This is a genomic window from Streptosporangium sp. NBC_01755 (genome assembly GCF_035917995.1).
GTDB lineage: Bacteria > Actinomycetota > Actinomycetes > Streptosporangiales > Streptosporangiaceae > Streptosporangium.
This window is the reverse complement of sequence record NZ_CP109131.1, coordinates 3,021,036-3,038,353: the sequence shown is the minus strand read 5'-3', so window position 1 is coordinate 3,038,353 and position 17,318 is coordinate 3,021,036. Positions and strand designations below refer to the sequence as shown.

At 68.9% G+C, this 17,318-nt stretch carries 20 protein-coding genes; 6 read left to right on the top strand and 14 right to left on the bottom strand.

Annotated elements, in window-relative coordinates; genetic code table 11:
* Positions 1 to 62: 62 nt before the first annotated feature.
* On the bottom strand, positions 63 to 1,085 hold the full coding sequence (locus OG884_RS13925) for a class I SAM-dependent methyltransferase (RefSeq protein WP_326645692.1): 1,023 nt from the start codon (positions 1,083 to 1,085) through the stop codon (positions 63 to 65).
* A gap of 69 nt (positions 1,086 to 1,154) precedes the next feature.
* Complete coding sequence (locus OG884_RS13920) at positions 1,155 to 1,505, bottom strand: TcmI family type II polyketide cyclase (protein WP_326645691.1); 351 nt, start codon at positions 1,503 to 1,505, stop codon at positions 1,155 to 1,157.
* 401 nt (positions 1,506 to 1,906) lie between these two features.
* On the opposite strand from OG884_RS13920, the gene OG884_RS13915 reads away from it, so the two are divergent.
* Both OG884_RS13915 and OG884_RS13910 read left to right on the top strand, forming a co-directional pair.
* Positions 1,907 to 3,400: a peptide MFS transporter gene (locus OG884_RS13915; protein WP_326645689.1), complete on the top strand. Its 1,494-nt coding sequence runs from the start codon at positions 1,907 to 1,909 to the stop codon at positions 3,398 to 3,400.
* Between the two features lie 167 nt (positions 3,401 to 3,567).
* Positions 3,568 to 4,371, top strand: a complete 804-nt coding sequence (locus OG884_RS13910; protein ID WP_326646923.1) for an AfsR/SARP family transcriptional regulator — start codon at positions 3,568 to 3,570, stop codon at positions 4,369 to 4,371.
* 36 nt (positions 4,372 to 4,407) lie between these two features.
* On the opposite strand, the gene OG884_RS13905 is transcribed toward OG884_RS13910, so the two are convergent.
* From OG884_RS13905 to OG884_RS13850, 12 genes are all read right to left on the bottom strand, one after another.
* Positions 4,408 to 5,763: an acetyl-CoA carboxylase biotin carboxylase subunit gene (locus OG884_RS13905; RefSeq protein WP_326645687.1), complete on the bottom strand. Its 1,356-nt coding sequence runs from the start codon at positions 5,761 to 5,763 to the stop codon at positions 4,408 to 4,410.
* 29 nt (positions 5,764 to 5,792) lie between these two features.
* A complete protein-coding gene (accB, locus tag OG884_RS13900) occupies positions 5,793 to 6,299 on the bottom strand; it encodes an acetyl-CoA carboxylase biotin carboxyl carrier protein (protein WP_326645685.1) in 507 nt (168 codons plus the stop codon).
* A gap of 15 nt (positions 6,300 to 6,314) precedes the next feature.
* Positions 6,315 to 7,991 carry an acetyl-CoA carboxylase carboxyltransferase subunit alpha gene (locus OG884_RS13895; protein ID WP_326645683.1) on the bottom strand — a complete coding sequence of 559 codons (1,677 nt, stop codon included), beginning with the start codon at positions 7,989 to 7,991 and terminating at the stop codon, positions 6,315 to 6,317.
* Between the two features lie 144 nt (positions 7,992 to 8,135).
* Positions 8,136 to 8,444 (bottom strand): antibiotic biosynthesis monooxygenase family protein, encoded by a 309-nt coding sequence (locus OG884_RS13890; protein ID WP_326645682.1) that lies wholly within the window; start codon positions 8,442 to 8,444, stop codon positions 8,136 to 8,138.
* Positions 8,441 to 8,773: an antibiotic biosynthesis monooxygenase family protein gene (locus tag OG884_RS13885; protein WP_326645680.1), complete on the bottom strand. Its 333-nt coding sequence runs from the start codon at positions 8,771 to 8,773 to the stop codon at positions 8,441 to 8,443. Before OG884_RS13885 ends, OG884_RS13890 begins: the two co-directional genes overlap by 4 nt.
* 1 nt (position 8,774) lies before the next feature.
* The gene (locus OG884_RS13880; RefSeq protein WP_326645678.1) at positions 8,775 to 9,512 is read right to left on the bottom strand and encodes an SDR family NAD(P)-dependent oxidoreductase; all 738 of its coding nucleotides are present in this window, start codon (positions 9,510 to 9,512) and stop codon (positions 8,775 to 8,777) included.
* 55 nt (positions 9,513 to 9,567) lie between these two features.
* The gene (locus OG884_RS13875; RefSeq protein WP_326645676.1) at positions 9,568 to 10,029 is read right to left on the bottom strand and encodes a DUF1772 domain-containing protein; all 462 of its coding nucleotides are present in this window, start codon (positions 10,027 to 10,029) and stop codon (positions 9,568 to 9,570) included.
* Positions 10,026 to 10,490 carry an SRPBCC family protein gene (locus tag OG884_RS13870; protein ID WP_326645674.1) on the bottom strand — a complete coding sequence of 155 codons (465 nt, stop codon included), beginning with the start codon at positions 10,488 to 10,490 and terminating at the stop codon, positions 10,026 to 10,028. Before OG884_RS13870 ends, OG884_RS13875 begins: the two co-directional genes overlap by 4 nt.
* Positions 10,491 to 10,492: 2 nt before the next feature.
* Positions 10,493 to 10,747: an acyl carrier protein gene (locus OG884_RS13865; RefSeq protein WP_326645672.1), complete on the bottom strand. Its 255-nt coding sequence runs from the start codon at positions 10,745 to 10,747 to the stop codon at positions 10,493 to 10,495.
* 58 nt (positions 10,748 to 10,805) lie between these two features.
* Entirely contained in the window at positions 10,806 to 12,029 is a 1,224-nt protein-coding gene (locus OG884_RS13860; RefSeq protein WP_326645670.1) for a ketosynthase chain-length factor, read from the bottom strand.
* Complete coding sequence (locus OG884_RS13855) at positions 12,026 to 13,297, bottom strand: beta-ketoacyl-[acyl-carrier-protein] synthase family protein (RefSeq protein WP_326645668.1); 1,272 nt, start codon at positions 13,295 to 13,297, stop codon at positions 12,026 to 12,028. The genes OG884_RS13860 and OG884_RS13855 overlap by 4 nt, the downstream gene beginning before the upstream one ends.
* Positions 13,294 to 13,605 carry a cupin domain-containing protein gene (locus tag OG884_RS13850; protein WP_326645666.1) on the bottom strand — a complete coding sequence of 104 codons (312 nt, stop codon included), beginning with the start codon at positions 13,603 to 13,605 and terminating at the stop codon, positions 13,294 to 13,296. Before OG884_RS13850 ends, OG884_RS13855 begins: the two co-directional genes overlap by 4 nt.
* Positions 13,606 to 13,911: 306 nt before the next feature.
* On the opposite strand from OG884_RS13850, the gene OG884_RS13845 reads away from it, so the two are divergent.
* The 4 genes from OG884_RS13845 to OG884_RS13830 all read left to right on the top strand — a co-directional run bounded on the left by OG884_RS13845 (position 13,912) and on the right by OG884_RS13830 (position 17,268).
* Positions 13,912 to 14,370 carry a DUF1772 domain-containing protein gene (locus OG884_RS13845; protein WP_326645664.1) on the top strand — a complete coding sequence of 153 codons (459 nt, stop codon included), beginning with the start codon at positions 13,912 to 13,914 and terminating at the stop codon, positions 14,368 to 14,370.
* Positions 14,371 to 14,401: 31 nt separating this feature from the next.
* Complete coding sequence (locus OG884_RS13840) at positions 14,402 to 14,869, top strand: pyridoxamine 5'-phosphate oxidase family protein (RefSeq protein WP_326645662.1); 468 nt, start codon at positions 14,402 to 14,404, stop codon at positions 14,867 to 14,869.
* Positions 14,870 to 14,980: 111 nt separating this feature from the next.
* On the top strand, positions 14,981 to 16,189 hold the full coding sequence (locus OG884_RS13835; protein ID WP_326645660.1) for a cytochrome P450 family protein: 1,209 nt from the start codon (positions 14,981 to 14,983) through the stop codon (positions 16,187 to 16,189).
* Positions 16,190 to 16,239: 50 nt separating this feature from the next.
* Positions 16,240 to 17,268, top strand: coding sequence for a methyltransferase (locus OG884_RS13830; protein ID WP_326645658.1), 1,029 nt, complete (start codon positions 16,240 to 16,242; stop codon positions 17,266 to 17,268).
* The last annotated feature ends 50 nt before the right edge of the window (positions 17,269 to 17,318 follow it).

Here is a 17,318-nt window from a genome sequence, read left to right as displayed (position 1 = left end):
GGCCGGTGCCGTGGAGCACGGGCTCAGCGTGGCACGGGCTCGGCGGAGTACGGGCCCGGAGGTCAGGGGAGCTTGTCGGCGATCAGGACCCGGAACGCCAGGCCGGGAACGTCGTATCGCCGGCCGCCGGTGAAGCCCGCTGCGGCCAGCATGCGGTCGTAGGCGGGGATCGAGTGCACCTCACCCTCGAACGTCCAGGACAGCATGAGGATCGAGAACAGGTGCGGCGCCGGATCCTCGGCGGGGCTCTCGTCTCCCAGGGTGAAGCCCACCAGCACGATCTTGCCGTCCGGCTTGACCACGGGGGCCAGCCTGCTGAGCAGTTCGCCGGCTCGTTCCTCGGAGAAGTGATGGAGGACGTTGGTGACGAGGACGACATCGTAGGGACCGCCGAGGGGCACCTCGAACATGTCGCCGGGCAGCCGGTGCAGCCGGTCTAGGACCCCCATCCGCTCCGCGTGCTGCTCGGTCAGCGGGAGAACGTTGGGCCAGTCGAGCGCCCAGACCCGCGCCTGCGGATTGTGTTGCGCCAGGGTCAGCCCGTACATCCCGTGGCCGCACGCCACGTCCAGTACGTCCAGCTTTTCCCGATCCTTGGCCCACGGCGCCAGTGCCTCCGCCGCGACCTCGGCCGTGGGGCGGGCCACCACCGTCGCGTAGGCCGCGAAGTCCTCCCAGTACCCGTATCCGGGAGTCTCGGCGTGCACCTCCATGACCGTCCCGCCGTGCCGCACGGCCTCGTCCAGCCTCTTGAGCGAGTCCCACTCCCAGTCACTGGCCATGATCCGGACCATGTCCCCGAGGTAGCCGGGGCTCTTGTTCACCAGGAACTCCTCCGCTCCGGCAGGCAGCTCGAACCGGCCCGCCCTCTCCTCCACGAGGCCCACCGCGGCGAGGGCGTTCAGCAGGATCCGCATGCCGCGTGGGTGACTGCCCAGACGGCCCGCAGCCGTCTCGGCGTCCACCGGTCCCTCCGCCAGGCAGTCGAACACGCCCATCGACACGCCCGTCCGCAGGAGGCTCGTCGTCTTGTACGCCTGCATCATGCCGAGTAGCGATTCGCGGCTGATCGTTTTCTTGTTCATGGTTGATGCCCCTCCCCGCCGAAACGGTGACAGTGGTCTCGCTGGTTTGCGTGCGTGGCCGGGCTACCGTCACAGAGCCGGCCTGGGGATCACTCCCACCCCGGCCTCCCACCGGTAGAACTCCCTGGCCATCGCGTCACGCGGCGAGCGCCAGGTCTGGGGGTCGTACGGTTCGACGAACCGCGTCAGGCTCTCGCTGAGACGCAGGAACTCGGGGTGCTGACGTATCTGACCCATCGTGTGCTGCGCGTTCTCCCGCACCTCCATGAGCTGGAAGTACAGGCCGTGGAATGAGAACAGGCTGCGACTGACGGCGCCACCGAGCTCGGGCAGTTCGGTGTGGTCCGATTCGGCGAACAGGTGGGCGACCTCCGTCTCCGCGGACGGCCGCATTCGTGCGACGACCAGGATTCGTTCCATTCGGGCTCTCCTTCGGGTAACGATCGGCGCATCGAGGATGATCTCTGCTGTAGTTTGCGCGCCCCCGCTCGTAGGCGACTAGAGGCCGGTTCAAGTGGTGGTATCCCGCGCGGTGCGCTCCGGCGAGGCCGAACAGGGATGACGTGGATCGCTTGGTGGTATCCCGCGCGGTGCGCTCCGGCGAGGCCGAACAGGGATGACGTGGATCGCTTGGTGGTATCCCGCGCGGTGCGCTCCGGCGAGGCCGAACAGGGATGACGTGGATCGCTCCCGCCGGTGGTGGGCGACCAATCGGGGATTCACCGGGACCCGCGACCGTGCCCGCCGGCTCAACCGGTCTTCGACCCGGGCTCTAGCCCCGCATCGGAGCATTCTGAGAGTCGATCACCTCTGGAGAACCCATGACCGCGACTTTCGATGCCTCGAAGACACGGACCCAGCCTCGCTGGTTCACCACCCTGTTCCTGACCGACATGTGGGAGCGGTTCAGCTTCTTCGGCATGCAGGCCATCCTGATCCTGTTCGCCGTGGCTCCCGAGAGTCAGGGCGGGCTGGGCCTGCCGCAGCCCACCGCGGTCGCGCTGTACGGGGCCTACGTCGGGCTTCTCTTCGTGCTGTCCATGCCGGGAGGCTGGCTCGGCGACCGGGTTCTCGGCGAGCAGCGGGCGACGCTCTACGGGGGGATCGTCATCGCGCTCGGCCACTACATGATGCTCCTTCCGGCCCGGGTCACCGCCTATCTCGGGCTCGTGATGATCGCGGCCGGCACCGGGATGCTGAAGCCGAACATGCTCGCGTTGCTCGGCCGCTTCTACGGTCCCGACGAGAGAGGCAAGCGCGAGGCAGCCCTCGCCGTCTTCTACATCGGCATCCAGATCAGCGCGCTCCTGGCGCCACTGGTCACCGGATTCCTCGGTGAACGGGTGGACTGGCACATCGGTTTCGGCGCCGCCGGTCTCGGTATGACGTTCGGGGTCATCCAGTACGCCGTGGGCGTCAGGAAGTTCGGAGACACCGGCCGCCGGCCCGCGCACCCGGTGAGCACCGGCGAACTGCGCACCGTGACGAGGAGGATCGCCGTCGCCGCGGCGGTCCTCGCCGTGCTCCTCGCCGCCGACATCCTGGCGGGCACCTTCACGATCATTCACGTGATCGCGGCCTTGGGCCTCGTGACCCTGGTCTCGCCGTTCGTGTACTTCTCGACGTTGACCCGGCGGACCCGGCTCGGCCACGCCGAGCGCCGGCGGCTGTCCGCCTTCCGCTGGGTGCTGCTCGCCGCGGCGCTGTTCTGGATGTTCGTCATCCAGGCGGGTTCGACGCTCAGCCTGTTCGCCCAGCAGCGCACCTCGCGCACGGTGGGTGACTTCCTGATTCCGGCGAGCTGGTTCCAGTCGGCGATCCCCCTTTTCATCCTCGTCACCGCTCCGGTCTTCGCGTGGTTGTGGCTGCGCGGCGGCGGCCGTACCGGGGTGGCTGTCAAGATCAGCCTTGGGCACGGGATCGTGGGCGCCGGCTTCGTCGTGATGAGCCTGTCGACGGTGGTCGCGGCGGAGGGGGGCCAGGTATCCCCGCTGTGGCTGCTGTTCGTCCTGTTCACCCTGGCCTGCGGCGAGGTGATCCTCGGCCCGACGACACTCAGCGCGGCCGTGGACCTCGCCCCCGCGGCGTTCACCGGCCGGACGATGGCCCTCTACTGGATGTTCGCGGGAGTCGGTGGAGGGCTCGGCAGCCTGCTGGGGCGTCTGGCCGGAGGGGAACCGCGGCCCGTCTACTACCTCGGTCTCTCCCTGCTCGCCCTGGTCACCGCCGCGGGGTTCGCGCTCGCCCGCCGGCGACTGGCCGAGGCCATGGCGCCGTCCGTACCGGAGTCGGCACCGTCCCTCCCCAGTGGCTGATGTCGTTGAGAAGTCATCCCATTCACTATCAGAACAGGGCGAAAGAGAGGCGACAGCGCCACGTCAGAGGCATCCACTAGAAAGAGAAAACATGGGGTCGGTCATTGACTCAAGGAGCACATCCAACAGGAAAGTCCGTAGTCATCACCGAAGGGACACGGGTGGACATGCGCTTTCAGGTGCTGGGAACTCTGGAGATACAGGACGGTCCACAGCGGATCGCGCCAAGCGCGCCGAAACAACGGAGCGTGCTCGCACTGCTGCTCTCCTCCGCCAACGAGGTCACTCCGACGGAAGTGCTGATGGAGGAGCTCTGGGAGGGGCGCCCGCCGACGAGCGCGCAGACGACCCTGCAGACCTACGTCTACCAACTGCGAAAACTGCTCTCCCGCGGTGCCGTCACGGCGGATTCTCCGCGGCTCGTCACCAAGCACGGCGGCTATCTGCTCACCGTCGGGGATGGGGGCCTCGACGCCGTGGAGTTCGAGGGTTTCGTCGACGTCGCCGGTGAGAGCCTCAAGGCGGATGACGTCGAACGTGCGTCGTCGGCGGCCCGCCGGGCGCTCGATCTCTGGCATGGACAGGCGCTCGCCGATGTGGTCACCGGGCCACGCCTGGACATCTACCGGACCCGGCTGGAGGAGCTTCACGTCCACGCCGTCAAACTAAAGATCGAAACACAGATGAGGATGGGACAGCACCATGAGCTGATCGGCGAGCTCAAGGAGCTCGCCAGCGTCTACCCGCTCGACGAGTGGTTCCACCTCCAGCTCATGGAGGCGCTCTCGCGCGCCGGCCGCCGCCATGAGGCACTGGAGGTCTACCACCGCCTGCGGTATCTCCTCCGGGAGGAGCTCGGGCTGGAACCCGGCTTCGAGATGCAGGAGCTCCAGCAGGACGTACTGGCCGCCAACCACCCGAGGAGCGGGCGGCCGAGGCACAGCGTCGCCTGCGCGGCCGGCCGGCCTTAAGCCGGCCGCGGGGGGTCACCGCGGGGAACGGGGCCCTCACGACCGGAGAGAGACCATGTCGTCCACCCGCGACGTGTGGTGCCTCGCCTCGAGGAACAGCGTGTCGGCCAGTATCTCCCGCAGGAACCCGATCGTGGTGCACACCCCCCGCCCGGTGATGCGGAACTCGCTCAGCGCGCGTTCCATCCGGACGATCGCCTGATCACGGTCGGGTGCCCAGACGATGACCTTCGCCAGCAGGGAGTCGTAGTCGGCGCTCACCGAGACGCCGTTGGCTCCGTGGGTGTCGACCCGGGTGAACGGCCCGCCGGGCGGTACGAACTCCTCGATGCGTCCCGGCGTCGGCAGGAATCCACGAGTGGGATCCTCGGTGTTCACCCGGCACTCGATGGACACCCCGCGCGGGGCGATGTCCCCCTGGCCAAAGGAGAGAGGCCTGCCGGAGGCGATCAGGAGCTGCTCCCTGACCAGGTCGATGCCGGTGACCATCTCGGTCACCGGATGCTCCACCTGGATCCGGCAGTTGGCCTCGATGAAGAAGAAACCGCCCCCGGCGTCCACGAGGAACTCGAACGTGCCGGCACCCACGTAGCCCGCGGCGCGGGCACAGGCGACGGCGGCCTCTCCGATCCGCGCGGTGAGCTCCGCGGGGAGCCCGGGCGCCGGTGATTCCTCGATCAGCTTCTGCCTGCGCCGCTGGATGGAGCAGTCACGTTCCCCGAGGCTCACGATGTTGCCGTGGAGATCGGCCAGGATCTGGACCTCGACGTGCCGTGCGGTGTCGACGTACTTCTCGACGTAGACCCGCCCGTCGCCGAACACCGCCTGGGCACTCGCCCGGGTCTCGGTGAAGGCTCGCAAGAAGTCCAGCGGATCGCGGACCACCGCCATACCGCGTCCGCCGCCGCCCGCCGCGGCCTTGATGATGACGGGGTAGCCGATCTCGTCGGCGACGTCCTTGGCCGCCTGCGCGATGGAGAGCGTGCCGGCGCTCCCGGGGAGGACGGGCAGCCCGGCCCCGGTGGCGAGCTTTCGCGCCCGCGTCTTGTCCCCCAGGGAGGCGATGACCGGCGGCGGCGGTCCGACGAAGGTCAACCCCTCCGCCTCGCACATCTCCGCGAAGTCCGCGTCCTCGGAGAGGAAGCCGTAACCCGGGTGGACTGCTTCCACCCCGGCGCCCAGCGCGGCCTCAAGGATCGCCGGTGGGTAGAGGTAGCTCCGCTTCGCCGCGGCCGGTCCGATCCGCACCAGCTGGTCGGCCAGCCGCAGCGCCGGCGAGTCGCGATCGGCCGTCGAGTAGACCATGACCGTTCGGATGCCCAGCTCACGGCAGGCGCGGGCGATCCGCAGCGCGATCTCGCCCCGGTTGGCGATGAGAAGCGACGAGATCACGGAGCCTCCGGATGAGCGCTCAGGCACGCTCATGGCGCGTCGAGGGGGGCGATGGCGAACAGCGGCTGGCCGTACTCGACCGGCACGCCGTCGGACGCCAGGATCTCGACGACGCGGCCGGGCCGGTCGGCCTCGATGGGATTCATCAGCTTCATGGCCTCCACGATCCCGATCTGCCGCCCCTTCTCCACCGTGTCGCCCACCCCGACGAAGGGCGGCGCCCCCGGCTCGGGGGCCCGGTAGAACGTCCCCACCGTCGGCGCGCAGACGTGGTGCGAGTCATCGGCCTCGGGCACGACCTCCGCCGACGGCACCCCGTGCGAAAGGGCCGCGGACGGTGCGCCCCCGGTGGCGGCGACGCTCTCCGGCCACTCCAGCTCGACGCTGGAATCGCCCAGCTGCAGGCGGACCCGCCGGAGCCCGGACCCGCCGGCCCGGCCGGCGCCGATGAGCTCGACGGCACACCGGCAGAGCTCGCCGATCAGCGCGTGTGAGGTTGCCTCGGTCGTCTCTTCCACGGCGCTTCCTTCACTCATCAGCGCTCCCCTCATCTATCGCGGTGCCGAGCCGAACTGGCGGAATCGCTGGCGTCGCTGCGCGACCAGCTTCCTCGGATCGTGAATGGCCAGCTCCTGAAACGCCTCGGTGACCACCGCGCCGAGCAGTCGCGCGCTCCTCACCGGGTCCGTGTGAGCACCCTCGCCGGGTTCGGGGATCACCCCGTCGACGATCCCGTGCCTGAGCAGCTCCCTGGCGTCCAGCCGCAGCGCGTCGGCCGCCCGGGGAGCCTCGGCCCGGCTCTTCCACAGGATGGACGCGCAGCCCTCGGGGCTGATCACCGAGTACACCGCGTTGGACAGGGCCAGCACGCGGTTGGCGACGCCGAGTGCCAGCGCCCCCCCGCTGCCGCCCTCGCCGGTGACGACGGCGACGACCGGAACGGGCAGCGCCGACATCAGGCGGAGGTTCTCCGCGATCACCCATGCCTGGCCGTTTTCCTCCGCCTCGATGCCCGGGTAGGCGCCAGGCGTGTCGATGAGTGTCAGCACGGGGTAGCCGAGCTTGGCGGCGAGCCGCATCAGCCGGGCCGCCTTGCGGTAGCCGGCGGGGGTCGGCATGCCGAAGTTGCGCTCGATTCGCTCGCGGGTGTCGTGCCCCTTCTGGTGACCGACGAGGACGATGGGCCTGCTGTCAAGCCGTCCGATCCCGCCGACGATGGCCGGGCAGTCACCGCCGACACGGTCCCCGTGCAGCTCGACGAACTCCTCCAGCAGGTAGCCGGCGTAGTCGAGAGTGGTGGGACGGTCCGTGTGCCGGGCGAGCCGGACCGCTGTCCAGCCGTCCCGTACCGGCAGCCGTTCCGGCTGGAAGATCAGCTCGGACGGCGGCTCCGGCCGGTTCACGGGGGTGAGGGTCGATCCGGGGTTCCGGAAGGCACAGAGTCTGGCGAGTGTCGAGCGCAGCGCGCTCCGGGGCTGGACGACGTCGATGAGCCCCTTCGCGCGCAGGAACTCCGCGGTCTGGAACCCTTCGGGGAGCTCCTGGCCGATGGTCTGCTTGATCACGCGGGGGCCGGCGAACCCGATGTGGGCGCCGGGTTCGGCGAGGATGACATCGGGCAGGGTCGCGAAGGACGCGGCCACCCCGCCGTAGGTCGGGTCGGTGACCACGGCCACCGTCAGGATCCCGGCCTCGTCCAGCTCGGCCAGGGCCTGGCCGGTCTTGGCCATCTGCATGAGCGACAGCGCGCCCTCCTGCATCCGGGCGCCTCCCGATGCCGTCACCAGCAGGAACGGCATGCGTTCGGCCAGTGCGGCCTCGGCCGCGGTGACGATGCGCTCTCCCACCCCGGACCCGAGGCTGCCGCCCATGAAGCGGAAGTCCATGACGGCCGCGATGGCCGGGTGTCCCTCGATCGTGCCGCGGACGCAGACGACGGCCTCGTCCAGTTCCGTTTTCAGGCGTGCCTCGCGCAGCCGGTCGGTGTATGGCCTGCTGTCCGCGAACCCGAGGGGGTCCTCCACGACCGGCGACGCCTCGATCGGCTCCGCGCAGCCCTCGTCGAAGAGCTGTTCGATCCGCTGCCACGCGCTGAGCCGGGTGTGCAGCCCGCAGCCGGGACACACGCCGAGCTCGCGCGCGAACCGCTTGCCGTACACGATCTCGGTGCACCGTGAGCAGCGAACCCACTCGATGCCCTTTACCGCCGCTGGAGAAGTCACGGTCATCGCGGGTCCTCCCTGCCATCCTTCACACCGGTCAACCACACGTCGGCGAAACCCGTCCTCGCGACGCTCTGCAACCCGGTCCACAGGTGCCGTCCTACCGCGTTCGCGACCCGCCACGCGGATGTCCGGGGCTCTGCCCTCGGATCAGAGCTCGTCCACGACTTCATAGACTCCGTAACCTCTCCCTCGTCCCTCGTCTCGATAGGGCCGGAGCGAGGACGTCTGCCCCTTGTGCCGCGTCCCCTCCTCCCAGACACGAAACTCCGCGAGGCTCGCCCACTCGCTGAGCACGGCGAACTCGCCCGGTTCGAGCGCCGAGCGGAGCAGCTGGCTGCTCCGCAGACCGGGGGTGCCGCGCATCGTCCCGTTGACCTCGCGGTAGGCCTCGACCACGGAGCCGGCCTCCTCGGCCGGGGTGGAGTAGTAGACGACGACCCGGACCTGGCCGCTCATCCGCCACTCTCCATCCGCTCGCGGCCGAGGTCGAACACCATGTTCAGGGTCGTCATGGTGCCGTGCGAGCGGTACGGGTGCAGCTTCTTGCGGTGCTCGACGTGCGCGTCGCTGCCCTCGAACTCGCGGAACCTGACCTCGTCCACCCAGTCGCTCATGATGTGGTAGACGCCCTCCTCCTCGGCGCTCCGCAGCAGCCACTGCCCGACGTTCGCGGGGTTGTCGCCGACCACGTCCGCGACGGAGTACCAGACCTTCTCGAAGTCCCGCTCCATGCCGGGGAAGATCTGCATGCGCAGCATCACCCGGAAGACCGTCGTCTCCGCCATGTCAGATCCCTCCGTCGACGTGAACGGTCTCGCCGGTCATGTACCGGGAGCGGTCGCTGGACAGGAACAGCACCACGTCGGCGACCTCCTCGGGCTCACCGAGCCGGCCGAGGGCGGTCATGGTGCGGTAGCGCCGCGCGTGCTCGGGGCTGAGGTCGTCCACGGCGTGGGTGTTGATGATTCCGGGCGCGACCACGTTGATCCGGATGCCGCGCGGGCCGAGTTCCTTGGACAGGGATCGCGCGAGGCCGAGTTCGCCCGCCTTCGACGCGGTGTAGTGGGTGCGCAGCGGCACGCCGACCATCGCCGCCTTGGAGCCGATCGCGATCACCGATCCGCCCTCGGACATCAGGGGCAGCGCCCCGCGCACCACGAGGTACATGCCGGTGAGGTTGGTGTCGAGTATCCGGTGCCACTCGTCGAGTTCGAGTTCGGCGAAGGGCACGTGGCTGATGGCGCCCGCGTTGTGCACGACGACGTCCAGCGAGCCCAGCCTGGTACGGCACTCGCCGATCAGACCGTTCACCTCCTCCTGCCGGCTCACGTCGGCCTGTACGACACTGTGCTTGCCCGGGGTGGACGCCAGGTCGTGCTCCAGTCGCTCGGCCGCCTCCTTGTCGGCGCGGTAGCAGGTGACGACGTTGCATCCCTCCTCGGCGAGACCGAGCACCACCGATCGCCCGATTCCCCTGCTTCCGCCGGTGACCAGGACGTTCTTTCCAGACAGTCGGAAACTCATGAACTCTCTCTCCTCTGTTGTCACGCGATTTCGCTGTCGCGCGATCGGCGGCCGTTCACGGCAGGGTGGCGGCCGCCGCCGTGTTCAGGACGAGGGCGAGCACCGCCACCGCGGTGCGCGTGCCGTTCCACCGCGCCCATCGGTTCCGGAAGGCGTCCAGGTCCCAGCCGGCGGGCAGCGACCCCGGGTCCTGCGCCTTGATCCAGCGGTTCATCGGGACGGTGCGGGTCAGCGAGATGGCCACCACCGAGATGGCCGCCAGGCCGGCCGCCGCGCACAGCACGCGCACCGTCGTGGTGGGCGCCGTGATCGCCTTCGCGGTGTCGGCCGCGAAGGTGATCAGCAGGCAGGCCGGCTGGAAGGGGTCGTACCTGCCGACGGCGAAGGCGTGCGCCCTGACGTAGCTGTCGGCGGCGAGTGTCATGTAGAACGGGACGACCCCCAGCACCGTGCCCACCAGCACGCCGGCCGCGAGGCCGTTGGCCAGGAGTGCCAGCGGCAGCAGCAGGTCCGTCATACCGCCTCGGCTCGCCGCGCCGCCTGCTCGACCCGCTCCTTGATCAGCTCCATCTGCACCGGCGTGTTGGTGTCGATCCGCCTGGTCATCTGCTCCAGGCTCACCGGCGACTCCGGCTTCATGCGGAAGTCCTGGATCCAGCGCATCTCCACGCCGTCGGGCACCTCCCGGTACTCCCAGCGGATGTTCATGTACTCGAACCAGCCGGTCTCGACCCGGTACGCCCGCACGGTGCGCGTCACCGGATCCGCCGTCCGCTCCGACACCCAGGACCAGGCGTTGCCGTCCTCGTCGGGATGCATCGTCAAACGGAAGCGGACCGTGTCGCCCTCGCGATGGATGATCTCGGCTCTGGCGTACTCGCTGAAGAGGTCCGGCCACGACGCGACGTCGTTGGTCATCTTCCACACCAGATCCGATGGAGCGGAGATCACGATCGCTCGTTCGGTGTGTCCTGCCATGATCAGTTCACCCCGGCCTTCCGGTTGACGTGGTCGAGCACCTCGCGGGGGGTCTTCAGGCCCGCGGCCACTTCGTCGGGGACGGTCACACCCCAGTCCCGCTCGATACGACTGGCCAGCTCCAGCACGGCCAGCGAGTCGTAGTTCATGTTCGTGAACGTGGTATCGACGATGTCGCCCTCGATGTCGATGTCCTCGTCCACCCCCGCGCTGAGCCGCATGAGCTCCCGCAGATCGTCGAGGTCGAAGTCCTTCATCGCTGCTCCTGTCGTTGTCCGTACGGTTGGTCGCTCACGAGGGCGCCCGGTTGGTCGCTCACGAGGGCGCCCGCAGCACGAGTGCGGCGTTGAACCCTCCGTAGCCACGGGCGAGGACCATCGCGGTGCGTATCTCGACGACCCGAGGCTCGTTCGTGACCAGGTCGATCGCGTAGTCCGGCACCGGATTCGCGACGCCGACCGTCATCGGGATGATCGAGTCGCGGATGGAGAGCAGGGCGGTGACGGTGTCGAGGGCGGGCCCTCCGGCGTACAGCCGCCCGGTTATCGTCTTGGGCGCCGTGACCGGTACCGCCCGATCTCCGAACACGGCCGCGATCGCCTCCGCCTCGGCCCGGTCGAGCTCGGGGACGCCGGCCGCGTCGGCGAAGACCACGTCCACGTCGCGCGGCTCCAGGTCCGCGTCGATGAGCGCGTTCTCGATGGCCCGGCGCAGGGTCGGCGGGCGCTCGCTCCCGGGGGCCGGGTCGAACGTGGCGGCGTGTCCGGCGATCACGCCGTACACCTTCTCCGCACCGCGTTCCCGGGCGCTCTCCGCGTCCTCCAGCAGGATGATCGCACCCCCCTCTCCAGGCACGTAGCCGTTGGCGTCGGTATCGAAGGGCAGGTAGGCCCGTCGCGGATCGGTCCGCGTGCTGAGCCGCCCGCCGGCGATCTGGCAGGTCAGCCCGTACGGGCTGAACGGAGCGTCGGTGCCGCCGCTCACGACCAGGCGGGCGCCGTCCCGCAGGACCCGGCGGGCCTGGGCGAGCGACTCCAGGGCGCCGGCCTGCTCCGCGACCACGACCCCGCAGGGACCACGCATGCCGTGCCGGATGGAGATCTGACCGGTGGTCGCAGCGTAGAACCAGGCGATCGACTGGTAGGCGCCGACGTGGCGGGGGCCCTTGTGCCACAGTTCCTGGATCTCGCGCTGGCCGAACTCCACCCCGCCGGAGGAACTCGCCGTGACCACGCCCATCTCGTACTCGGGCAGGTCCGCGGGGTTCACGCCGGCGTCGGACAGGGCCATGTCGGTCGCCACCAGCGCCATGTGCGTCCAGTGGTCGGTCTGCGGGATCAGGCGGCCGGGGACGTTCCCCGCCGCGGTGAAGTCCTCGATCTCGCCGGCAAGACTCACCGGGTAGGAGGAGGCGTCGAATTTGGTGATCCTGCCGACCCTCCTCCTTCCCCGGAGCGTGGTGGACCAGTGCTCCTCCACGCCGAGACCGGTGGGGGCCACGACACCGATCCCCGTCACCACCGGGGCGGCGCCTCTCATGCCACCTGCCTTCCGGGGGCGGTGAGTACGGTCGCCGTCTGGAATCCGCCGAAACCGCTGCCTACGCTGAGCACCACGTCGATCGGCCGCTCCCGCGCGGTGTGCGGGACGTAGTCGAGGTCGCACTCCGGGTCGGGGGCGTTGAGGTTGGCCGTGGGAGGCACCACCCCGTGCTCGATCGCCAGCGCGCAGGCCGCCACCTCGATGGCTCCGATGGCACCGAGCGAGTGCCCGATCATGGACTTGATGGAGCTGACCGGCGTCCGGTAGGCGTGGTCGCCCAGGCTGCGCTTGAAAGCGGCTGTTTCGTGGCGGTCGTTCTGCTTCGTCCCGGAGCCGTGCGCGTTGATGTAGTCCACGTCGTCCGGGTCCACCCGGGCACTGTCCAGGGCCACCCGGATGGACTCGGCCATCTCGCGCCCGTCCGGCTTCAACCCGGTCATGTGGTAGGCGTTGCCGCGGGTGGCGTAGCCCGCCACCTCGCAGTAGACATGGGCCTCGCGCCGCCGGGCGTGCTCCAGGCTCTCCAGGACGAACACGGCCGAGCCCTCGCCCAGCACGAAGCCGTTGCGGTCCCGGTCGAAGGGGCGCGAGGCGTGTGCCGGATCGTCGTTTCTGGGGGAGGTCGCCTTGATCGCGTCGAAGCAGGCCACCGTGATCGGCGAGATCGGGGCATCCGTGGCGCCGGCCAGCACGACGTCGGCCGTTCCCTCCGCGATCAACCGCGCGCCGTACCCGACGGCGTCGAGTCCGGAGGTGCATCCCGTCGAGATGAGCGTGACCTGGCCCTCGGCGCCGCATGTCCACGCGACCTCGGCGGCCAGCGAGCTCGGCACCAGATGTCCGTACAGGTGCGGTACCCCGTAGGACGGATCGACCTGCCACTGCCGGCCGGCGTCGCTCACGATGACGTACTCCTCTTCGAGGCTCATCGTGCATCCGACCGCGCTGCCCAGCGTCACACCGACGCGGGACGGTTCCAGCCCGGCCAGGTCGAGACCGCTGTCCTCGATCGCCTCCCGCGCGGAGACGACGGCGAACTGCGCGGCCCGGTCCATCCGCCGCACCTCGCGCGCGGTGAGTCCCTCCGCGACCGGGTCGAAGTCGCACTCGGCCGCGATGCGCGACCTGAACCCCTCGGCGTCGAACAGCGAGACGGTCCTGGTCGCGGTACGGCCCGCGGTCAGCAACTCCCAGAAGGCCTTACGGCCCGTCCCGCCCGGCGCCACGACCCCGATGCCGGTGACGGCCACCTGCCGGCGTCTCATCTGCATTCCCCCACGCCGAGGGAGGGCTCCGAGGCGTTGGGCAGCGGCTCGGTGTCGACGTGGCCGAGCTCCGGCCGCGGCGCCAGCGGGCCGAGCTGGAACACCGCGAGGGCCTGCTCGCTTCCGTCGTTCTCGACCCGATGCCGGACGTTGACGGGAATCATGAGCGCCTCACCCGCACTCAGCGTGACCGGCGTCCCGTCCACCCGCACGGTCAGCTCACCGCGTACGAGATAGAGGAACTCCTCGGAGTACGGGTGGTAGTGCTCGGACACGAACTCGCCGGGCTCCAGGGTCAACACCCCCATGAATCCCGAAGTCGATCCCACCGTGGCGGGGCCGAGCAGAACGCGAATGTCACCCCCACGCCGACGATTCGCGGCAATCTCGTCGACACTTATTTTAGATCGGGATATCGCCATTCAAGGTCCCCTCTCCAGGCGTATGTCTCCGCTGGGCGCCATCATCATCGCCGCACCTGCTCGAAGCATCCTCGAATCACGCTCAAAGCCAGGCTCAATGGATGACACGCGACGTTCCCCAGCAATATTCGAGGCCGCCTCAAGTCGAGGACGCGATACTTCGTTCGGTGACCGAGAGGAGGAACGACATACGTGATCGCCCAAATTCTCACCGCCGCCGTGCTGGTCAGTAGCGGGATCGCCGCCGGTGTGCTGTTCACCCACGCGGTCGGCGTCTGGCCGGCGATGCAGGCGATGGCGCCCGATCGCTACGTGGCGGCGCACAAACTCCTGGGCCGCGCCTATGACCCGATGATGCCTATCATCGTCGGCACGTCGCTGGTTCTGGACGTCAGCCTCTCCATTCTTTCCGGAAACGACACGGCCAGAACTCTTTTCATAGCCTCGGCCGTCTGCCTGGCCTGCGTGGGACTGGTCTCGCAAACCCGTAACGTCCCCATCAACCGGCGAGTGAAGTCACTCGATCCCGATGCGATTCCGGCGAACTGGGAAGACCCGAGAGGAGCCTGGGGGAAATGGAACCTGATACGGACGACATTCGCCGTTCTCGCTCTGGTGGGAAACGCCGCGGCAGCCGTTTCGGCCATCTGAGCGATCGAACAGGAAAGGAAGGAGGATGGCCGTGACCGGCACCGCGCGGGGCGTCGTGCTCCCGCCCGCCCGCGATCTCGCCCAGCGCAAGGCCGACGTGGTGGAGAAACTGACGACCGACAGGCACGCCTGGCTCGCGACCGGCGGCGCCTCCACCGCGCACTTGGTTCCGCTCGGGTGCGTGTGGGACGGGACCCACCTGGTGATGGCCACCCAGGAGCGGCACCGGACCGTCCGCAACCTGCGCGAGCACGGTTTCTCGCGGGCCGCGCTCGGCAGTCCCGCCGACGTGGTGCTCATCGACGGCCCGGTGGAGATCGTGCCCTATCCGGAGCTGCCCGCGGACGCTCCCGCCATTCTCGCCGAGCTGCCGGTGAACCCCTCCCGGGTGCCCGGCTGCGTCTACCTCTTTCTCACCCCGCGGCGCGTTCTCGCCTGGCGGCACCGCGGTGAGATTCCCGGCCGGACGGTGATGAAGGACGGCCGCTGGCTTGCCTGACTCGAACGGCACTGAACGGCTCACCCGCTCCGAACGGCGCCAACCTGCTCACCCGACCTGACCGGCCCCAGAACGGACCTCGACCGACGGCACGATTTCCGAGGAGCGCACATGTCAGAGACGATCCCGCCGCCAAGCGACATTCCCGACTCGGCCCTGATCGATCCCTATCCCTTTTACCGGCGGCTGCGCGCGGCGGGACGAGTGCATCGCATGCAGACGCCGATCGGACTGGAAGCCTGGTTCGTCACACACTACGAGGACGCCCGCACGTTGCTCGTCGATCCCCGTTTCAGCAAGGCCGTGCACCACTCCGACGGGCCCGCGGCCGGCGACCGGAAGCGCGAGAGCTCGTTCGCCAACAACATGGTGAGCACCGATCCACCGGAGCACACCCGGTTGCGCAAACTGGTGCAGAAGGCGTTCACCCACCGCCGTACCGAGCTCCTCCGCCCCCGCGTGCAGGAGTTCACCGACCAGTTGCTCGACAAGCTGGAGAAGGAGGGCAAGGCGGACCTCATGGAGGATTTCGCCTTCCCGCTGCCGATGATGGTCATCGGGGAGCTTCTCGGGCTGCCCGACGAGGACCTCGCGGGCCTGCGCGAGAAGACGGTCTTCTTCTTCCTTGAGGAGAGTTACGAGGGCAACCCCGTGCAACGCTTCCGGGAGAAGCAGGCCGGCATCGGGGAGTACGTCAGAAAGCTGATCGAGCACAAGAGGGCGACCACCGGCGACGACCTCGTCCACGGGCTGATCGAGGCGCGCGACGGCGAGAACAGGCTCTCGGAGAAGGAGCTCGTCGCGACCGTGATGCTCCTCATCTTCGCGGGCTTCCTGACCACGGTTAACCTGATCACCAACGGGCTCCACGCGCTGCTCGTCAATCGCGACCAGTTCGACCTGCTCGCCGCGCGGCCCGAGCTCATCAACTCCGCCATCGAGGAGTTCCTCCGTTACGAGAGCTCGCTGGGGCTGATCGAGGGGCACGCGACGGAGGACATCAAGGTCGGGGAGACCACGATTCCGGCCGGCTCGCTGATCATCGTGTCCGTGCACTCGGTCAACCACGACCCGGCGGCCTTCCCCGACCCGGAGCGTCTGGACATCACCCGCAACCCCAACCCGCACCTGGCCTTCAGCCACGGCCTGCACCACTGCCTGGGCGCCCCCCTGGCGCGGCTGGAGGCGCAGGTGGCCATCAACGGGGTGCTGAAGAGGTTCCCCGATCTGAGGCTCGACTGTGCTCCCGAGGACGTGGCCTGGCACCGCGACTTCTTCTCGCGATCCCTGCACGCGCTCCCGGTACGGCTCGCGCGCTGATCCGCCCTCGACCGACCCTTCCGTTCCACACCCACCAGAAAGGAAGCCGGATGTCCCTTCCGGAGAGCGCACTACCCATTGTCAGGACGGCGACCGGATTCTTTCAGGCGCAGGCGCTGTTCGTCGGGATCGAGCTGGGAATCTTCGCCCGCCTGTCTCGCGAACCCGCCGACGCCTCGGAGATCCAGCGGGAATTCGATCTGCACCCCTCTCTGACCGGCGACTATCTGGACTCGCTGGTCGCGATGGACCTGCTGTCACGGAACGGTTCCCGGTACGGGGTGACCCCCCTCGCCGCGGCCTACCTCGATCCCGCCAAGCCCGAGTACATCGGCGGGTTCCTCGCCTTCAACCAGCGCCGGCTCTATCCGGCGTGGGGCACTCTCGGCACGTTTCTGCGATCGGGCGAGAACCTGGCGCAGAAGTTCTCCGCCGAAGGCGACTTCACGTCCGAGCTGTATGCCGACCCCCGGCGGGCCCGCGCCTTCACGGAGGCGATGGACGGCTACGCGGTGCTGCTGGCCCGCCCGCTCGCCGAGAAGTACCGCTGGCACGAGGTGAAGTCCTTCGCCGACCTGGGAGGGTGTCGCGGGCTGCTGACCACGAGGATCGCCGCCGCCCATCCTCACCTGCGCGGGGTGACCTTCGACCTGCCCCCGCTGGAGCCGTTCTTCGACGAGCTGGTCGACGCGGTGGGCGGCGAGACCGATCTCCGCGACCGGGTCACCTACCAGGCGGGCAGCTTCTTCACCGACGTGCTGCCCGACACCCAGGTCTACATATTCGGCCACGTCCTGCACGACTGGGTCGACGAGCGCCGCCGCGAGCTGGTGCGGCGGGCCTTCGAGCAGCTGCCCCCGGGCGGCACGCTCCTCGTCTACGACAGCATGATCGACGACGAGCGCCGCGAAGGGATCTTCAACCTGTTGATGAGCCTCAACATGGCCATGATCAGTGGCTCGTCGGAGTACACCGTCTCCCAGGGCGTCGGATGGCTGACGGAGGCCGGATTCACGGTCGAGGAACCGGTCGCGCTCAACGAGATCACCACGCTGCTGGTCGCCGGCAAACCACTCTGAGCGGTCACTTCCCGGCGGGAGCCGCCGAAGGGGCCACCCGGCGGCTCCGG